The organism is Enterococcus sp. LJL120 (assembly GCF_054871765.1).
The window spans coordinates 1-6,365 of sequence record NZ_JBTXLV010000023.1 but is presented as its reverse complement, the minus strand read 5'-3'; the positions used below and the strand labels follow the sequence as shown (position 1 = coordinate 6,365).

The window sequence follows — 6,365 nt, the reverse complement described above, 5'->3', positions numbered from 1 at the left end:
AAAATCATCGTTGGTAAGAAACCAAAATCTGAGTTGATGCAGCAATCAATGATTTGTCTTTCAGAGAGAGTGTCCCCTTCAGGTACATCGATGTCGATTAAAAACGTGTTGATTTGTTTCAAATTGTCTTCAGAATGGCCTTTGACAATGCTTTTTTCTTTGTCAGCATAGGTTCCAAAACTATAGACGTTCGGTGTCCAATGCGTAAAGCCATCCAAGTTATCTAAAATGGCTTCTTCTGAAGTCAAGATAACCCCACGGCCGGCGGCCATTTTCTCTTTTGACCGGAAACCGAATATAGCACCTTTTTTTCCATCCGGTTTGTAGTCAATCGGTTTGATCTTGCTGTTTTTGTATTTGTATTGTCGAATGCCTTGCTTTAAAAACAAAGAATACACTTCTTGGATTTGCATAGGAACATCGCCTTTCGTTTTTGAGTACAAAAAAGAGGACACCAAATAACACAGTGTCCTCAACTTTAAAAAAAGCTTAAAATCATGTCGAATCTAAATGAGTTCGCACTCAAATAAGCCTTTTCGTATTGAATTTTTTTTCAAAATTTGATAAAATAAGTCCAACGACAGATTTAATTTATCAACAAAGAAAAGACACTTGTTTGACAAAACAAAGTTATGAATTGGCGTTCATAGTTTTGCTTGTCTTTTTTTTTGAATTTTTTTTAATATAACATTTATAAAAACTATACTCAAGCTCAAAAACATTTAAGGTATAAGTTATACCTATATTAATACGGTATAACTTATACCTTAAATACTAATTAACTTATACCTTATACTTTAAATAAAACGACGCTTGGAAACATTAGTACTTCACTAGTAATTCACTAATCCTTTGCTTACAAGGTCTCTAAATACAATTTTTTTCATAAGTATAAGTTATACCTTAATTTTTAAAGTATAACTTATACTTTTTATACCAATATATACGGTATAACTTATACTTTATATTTGGAAAAGTTTTTAAAAATTTATTTTTTCAAGTCTTCAAAATCCTGGTTGATTTGTTCTCTCAAAATCTTTTGTTTCGTTGCTGGTAGTTGTGACTCAATATAGCTTTCTGCTAACTGATCTACAACACTATTAAAACTTATTCTACTTGTTGTCTCACTGAACTCTGACATGTACCCTTTTAAGTTGTTTAATTTTACGTTTAAAGCAGGGGATATCTTTGTAGGAAATGTAACCTTAAGCCTTTCATCAGTTATTACTTTTGGTCTCCCACGATTCCCATTGGTACCTTGCATGTTAGCTTGACCTGTATCATTTTTGCTATCAAGTATCAAACTATTAAAGCCATCATTTCCAAATTCATTTTCTCCGCTTAAAAGTGGTTCGTAATGGCCGTCATAATCACCTGTTGTATCAAATGCTGTTCTGTTTTTTGATTCTTTTGTCAACTAAACCACTCCTTTACATTCTCACTCTAGCTTCCAAAAATTTTCTTCTGGCTTCCATCTCATTCAGTATTTGAATGAATACGTTATGTGCTTGATAATCCCATTGGTCATAATTTCCATTTTTATACTTTTTAATATATATTCCTTCACGAGAATAGCGTTTCAATCTCTTCTGAAATCTTACTATGTTGCTGAAAACATTATCCCCATAAAGGGCTTTAGCCTCCTTTAAAATATCTTCATCTAGAACATCATCAGGGTCAATCATACAAGCAACAATACCGATAATCTGCAACTTGATTCCAAACGTCTTAACCATATACTGTTGGTAGCCTACATACTTTTTCACCCCATCAAATGATTCATCCGTTGTCTGGAAAGCAATGATTGTATAATCTGACGCCGCCATTGCATTGTCAGTATATTCACTTATTGTTGGCGGTACATCGATAAAAATATCATCGTAGATTTCTTTTAAAGGAGCTAATAACTTGGCAAGCACTTGAATTTTTTCTTTTTCATCATCAAATGAGTTGACATATTTTGAAAAGGCTCTAAAACGAGTATCACAAGCAACTAAATCCAAATTACCATCAATATTTACTACACAAGACAAAATATCATTTGATTGGAGTGCATCAGTTATTGTAGATTTTATTTCTCTCACATTACCAGTTTTTGCCATTATTTTTGTTGCATTCGCCTGCGGATCAATATCTACTAAACAAGTCTTTCGATTTTTAAACTTTGCATTATCATATGCTAATTGCGTGGCTGATTTTGTTTTGCCGACACCACCTTTGAAATTACCTACAGTATAAGTAGTTGCTGCCATAATACCCCTCCTATTTCTTTTTGCAATTAAAGCATAAGTTAAATACTGTCCAAAGTCAACGATTAAAGTATATTTTAATTCCGGACAAAAACACTTATTTCATAAGGCTTTATTAGGTATAAGTTATACTTTAATATTAAACATATACCTTAAATAGTAATCTTCTGTTTAAAGTATTGAACGCTTATACATTCATGTGTGACAAGCATCAACTACTAAATACTAATTATGGTATAACTTATACCTTATATAATTTAGGCATAACATATACTTTAATTACTGGTAATATGGCCTAACAATTGTTTTTGCCATAAGAAATAAATTCCTGAAATGTAATCCCTTCAAACGCCAGCAAGACCTCAAAAGTTTTCTTGTCATATGCGATTTGACTTTCTCCAGTTTCCGGATTTATAACGTCAACTGAGCTGTTTCGTTTTATCATTTCATAAACATCGGTAGTTAAAGTCAAAGACGTTCCTCCTTAAGTAATATGTTTTATCCTTTAAAGATTTCAATGTGTCTGATTTGTCCAGATGGAATAGGGGGCTTTCCAATAAAAATATTCAAGTCATCAGAACCAATTATCTTGCCAATAACATCCTCTTGAAACTGGTTCGCTTCATTTCGTTCATTCATTTGCACTGACACGTATAAATCTTTCAAATAAGCCAACTCTATAATTTCATTTATCTCAATTTCTTCTGATTGAGGTTTCACTTCAATTGCTTTTCGTCGTGCGCCCAGGTCTTCAGAAGGGGCAGCCGTATGATCGGATAGGTAAAATCCTAAATACTTCAGCAAGCCTCTATCATCATACGTTCTGAAAAATTCTGTTGCTAAACCGTCATCAATACTCATTATTTGCACCTCCTTGATGTAATCTGGCATTCCCTCCAGCGTGACCACCAACTAGAGAAGCCCTGTCAATTGCTGTTCCTGCTTCCAGTAGCGAGCTTGTATTGACGAGGGAAGGGAAGCCGAAACGTTCTCTAACAGAATCAACGATTGTATCTAATTCATATGCAGTAAGCTGTTGTTCTGGTTCTTCAAATAACGAAAATTGAAAGGCTCCAGCGTCCACTAAAGAGCTATACGTGACAGATATGTTCCTGATAAAGCAACCATCGACGTAAAACTCTTTGAAAAGGCACAGAACTTGAGAAACTAGTGGTTTAGACTGTTTGGTTGGCTCAATTTTCCGTTGATGTGAGAAGCCGCCTTCAGGTCAATTTCGGGAATACCCAATCCCTAAATGGACACACTTTGTTTGAACATTGTGTTTTCGCAAGCGACTAGCTACTTGTTCGGCTAACTCTCGTAAAACTACCAACGTTTCCCTGTCCGTGTAATCACGGGGTAAAACCTGACTATTTCCATAGCTTTTCGCCTTATTTAGTGTTGGTAGAGGCTGTTTGAAGCTTGTCCGGTCAATGCCCCATGCATGGGCATATAATTGTTCGCCTAACATACCTAAACTTTGTTTTAAAAAGTAAGGATTATAAGCTGCCAGGTCTCCCATTGAGTAAATACCACGGTCATTCAATCGCTTTTCATAACCTCGACCAATTCCCCAAAATTCAGAAAGGGGGAGATTGGCCACAATTTTTTTGGAACGTCCTCATAACGCCACTCAGCAAACATATCGGGCGTATGTTTTGCCTCAATATCCATTCCGATTTTTGCAAGCAATACCGATAGGTAAACCTTTGAAGTTATCGCCAGTTTTTCCCCCAGTCCACACCGTACGTGAGACTTTCACCTCATACGGCGTTCCATCATTTTAGTACATTTCATCATTTTTCTTCAATCCTTTGTGCTGTTTCACCTAATTATCCTTACTGGATACAATTATCTAATTAAGAAATATTTTTTTGTTTCCTACTATCTCTCGTAACTTGTTTAGTTTCTCAAGCTGTTCCCTATTAGGGTTGATTATGTTCATGTATTTTCTAATTGTCTCTTTCTTTGTTGCGTGAATAAAACGGTGGGGGAGAGAGCCTAATAATACGAGATTGCTGTAAGAGTCATCTTTAGTAAGACGATAGGGTATTTTATGGTGACAGTGCATATCATGAATATCTAATTCTTGACCCATGATACCGCACAATCCTTTTTGAGCTATAAACAATGAGATTCTGTTATTATTCAGTTCGGTTGTTCCTCTAGTACCTTTGATTGGTAGATTGCGTAGAATAACTAATTTAAGTTTTGACGCACTACTTTGTTCAGTATGCATTTCTTTTCTGCCAGCTTCTGTATATTTACAAATGCTTCTTTTCTTGAACAATGCATTCTTAGTTTTTATTAGTCCAATAGGTAGTAGTGATTGTCTCTGTAAATATCGCATCATTGGTGAACGGGCATAAGGAGTAATCCCTTTATCCTTTCCCATGTATTTACCTTTTTTAGTTAGTCCGTTCCTACTCAATCAATTTTTCATCAGGAGAAGACACCTATAATGAACTTTTTTTAAGTCAATGGATATGCACGTCGCTATTTTATAGTATTGGTGAATTCCAATGACCTTACTGTTGTATCTTCTGATTTCCCCAATTGTTTTTTGGCTGTTAGGATTTCTTTGGATTCTCTTGATCTGTTCTTTTAATTGATACTCTATAACTTTCAACGCCTTGGGTGAGATATGCGAGCGCATAATGTTCCTGTTTCTACCCCGCATCTTTTTTATTGTGAAACCCAGAAATTCACTATCTTGTTTTTTGAGTTTAGTAACTTTCGATTTTTCTTCTGAGATAGGAAGTTTCAATCGTGTTGTTAGCCACTTTTTTGTTGCGTAAAATATTTTCCACGCTGTTTTTTGGTTTACACAGAACAACTTGAAATCATCCGCATATCGTACCAAGTAGGATTCCTTCAGCTTGGTTGAGCTTCTTAGCTTTCTGTAGTGATGTCCCATGTTTTCCTGATCCATTTAGGTTATGTTTATTCTGGATCTCTTCACAGTGTCGATTTTCCCACTGATTTGTTGCCCACCAATCAAACTCATTTAGATTGACGTTTGCTAGTAGGGTGTAAAAGGCCAAAAAAAGATGTAGGTTTTAGGCCAATGAAAAGCAGATTAGATGTAGGTACGTTTAATAACACTATATTAGGTATAACTTTACTTGGAACTAAGGTGTGATAGCCTTTGACTGAGCCGCATCCTTTCCGCTCAGGATTTCTAAAGGCGTACATCACACCTTTAGAAGGTTTCTAGTCAAGTTAGACCAGATTCTATAATGAAATTTGGATTAAATAGACAATTATTAATGGCCAAAAACCTACATTTTCAATGCCTTTTTTCCTACATTTTATTGTGGCCCTTTACATTATTATTTCTGATTTCTGTAACTGTCAATGGTTTGTTCTTATAAAAGTAATAGGCACTTCCAGGGATTTCTAATAACCGACACAACAAAGAAACAGTGTAATCCTTACACCATTTTTCAATAAATTGAACAAGCGAATTTAGGTTTTCCGAGAGAATATGGCTGCGGCTTTTTTTAAGGTTTCAAGTTCCTCTTTCAAACGAGCATTTTCTTTTCTCAGTTCAGCCACTTCTTTTCCAGTCAGTCCTGTGGACTGATCAGGTAAATATAAATTCTTCCATTTGTAAATCGTTACTTCAGATAAGCCATATTCTTTCGCCAACCTCGAACAGAACGTCCAGTTTGATTCAGTTCAACAATCATCTGTTTAAAATTTTCTTCATATCGGGTCATAAAAATTGATCCTCTCGTAGATAAGTTTAATTTATTCTTGTCTCTATGAAAAGCTGTCTAAGATTTGATACTAACACCAATTTTACTTTCCATGTATTCTTTGGACAATTTTTGGTTAATCTTTTTATTATCAAATATTATATTCCCATGGGTCACACTGTCCAAACCCACAACAGCACGTCCTATAGTTGTTTTACCTGAGCCTGATTCACCCACTAAAGAAAATGTTTCACCTTTATTAATTTCTCCGCGAGTAATCTATATAAAATTGCAAAATTTATATAAACTAAATAAAAAGAGCCCTACTTTAGGATAAAATCCCAAAACAGGTTCTCTTTTCAATTTATATTGTTAAATGGTTCTATTTCGTCTGAAACTCTATAGCCTTTTTTCC

At 34.8% G+C, this 6,365-nt stretch carries 8 protein-coding genes and 2 pseudogenes; all 10 read right to left on the bottom strand.

The annotated features are described in order from the left end of the window. A pseudogene (locus tag ACYSNU_RS18650) lies at positions 1-443 on the bottom strand (primase C-terminal domain-containing protein); the annotation flags it as partial. A 545-nt stretch (positions 444-988) separates the two neighbouring features. Continuing rightward, positions 989-1,417 (bottom strand): hypothetical protein, encoded by a 429-nt coding sequence (locus ACYSNU_RS18645; RefSeq protein WP_265460438.1) that lies wholly within the window; start codon positions 1,415-1,417, stop codon positions 989-991. Positions 1,418-1,430: 13 nt separating this feature from the next. After that, positions 1,431-2,252 (bottom strand): ParA family protein, encoded by an 822-nt coding sequence (locus ACYSNU_RS18640; RefSeq protein ID WP_265460437.1) that lies wholly within the window; start codon positions 2,250-2,252, stop codon positions 1,431-1,433. Positions 2,253-2,544: 292 nt separating this feature from the next. Beyond that, complete coding sequence (locus tag ACYSNU_RS18635) at positions 2,545-2,721, bottom strand: hypothetical protein (protein ID WP_265460436.1); 177 nt, start codon at positions 2,719-2,721, stop codon at positions 2,545-2,547. 26 nt (positions 2,722-2,747) lie between these two features. Further along, a complete protein-coding gene (locus ACYSNU_RS18630; protein WP_461738583.1) occupies positions 2,748-3,110 on the bottom strand; it encodes a hypothetical protein in 363 nt (120 codons plus the stop codon). Between the two features lie 367 nt (positions 3,111-3,477). Further along, a complete protein-coding gene (locus tag ACYSNU_RS18625) occupies positions 3,478-3,852 on the bottom strand; it encodes a DinB/UmuC family translesion DNA polymerase (RefSeq protein WP_265460434.1) in 375 nt (124 codons plus the stop codon). Between the two features lie 252 nt (positions 3,853-4,104). Next, positions 4,105-4,644 carry an HNH endonuclease gene (locus tag ACYSNU_RS18620; protein WP_265460433.1) on the bottom strand — a complete coding sequence of 180 codons (540 nt, stop codon included), beginning with the start codon at positions 4,642-4,644 and terminating at the stop codon, positions 4,105-4,107. A 36-nt stretch (positions 4,645-4,680) separates the two neighbouring features. Then, on the bottom strand, positions 4,681-5,166 hold the full coding sequence (locus tag ACYSNU_RS18615) for a reverse transcriptase domain-containing protein (RefSeq protein ID WP_461738582.1): 486 nt from the start codon (positions 5,164-5,166) through the stop codon (positions 4,681-4,683). Between the two features lie 551 nt (positions 5,167-5,717). Next, on the bottom strand, positions 5,718-5,900 hold the full coding sequence (locus tag ACYSNU_RS18610; protein WP_265460432.1) for a transposase: 183 nt from the start codon (positions 5,898-5,900) through the stop codon (positions 5,718-5,720). Between the two features lie 149 nt (positions 5,901-6,049). Further along, positions 6,050-6,214: pseudogene (locus ACYSNU_RS18605) on the bottom strand (ATP-binding cassette domain-containing protein); the annotation flags it as partial. Positions 6,215-6,365 lie beyond the last annotated feature (151 nt).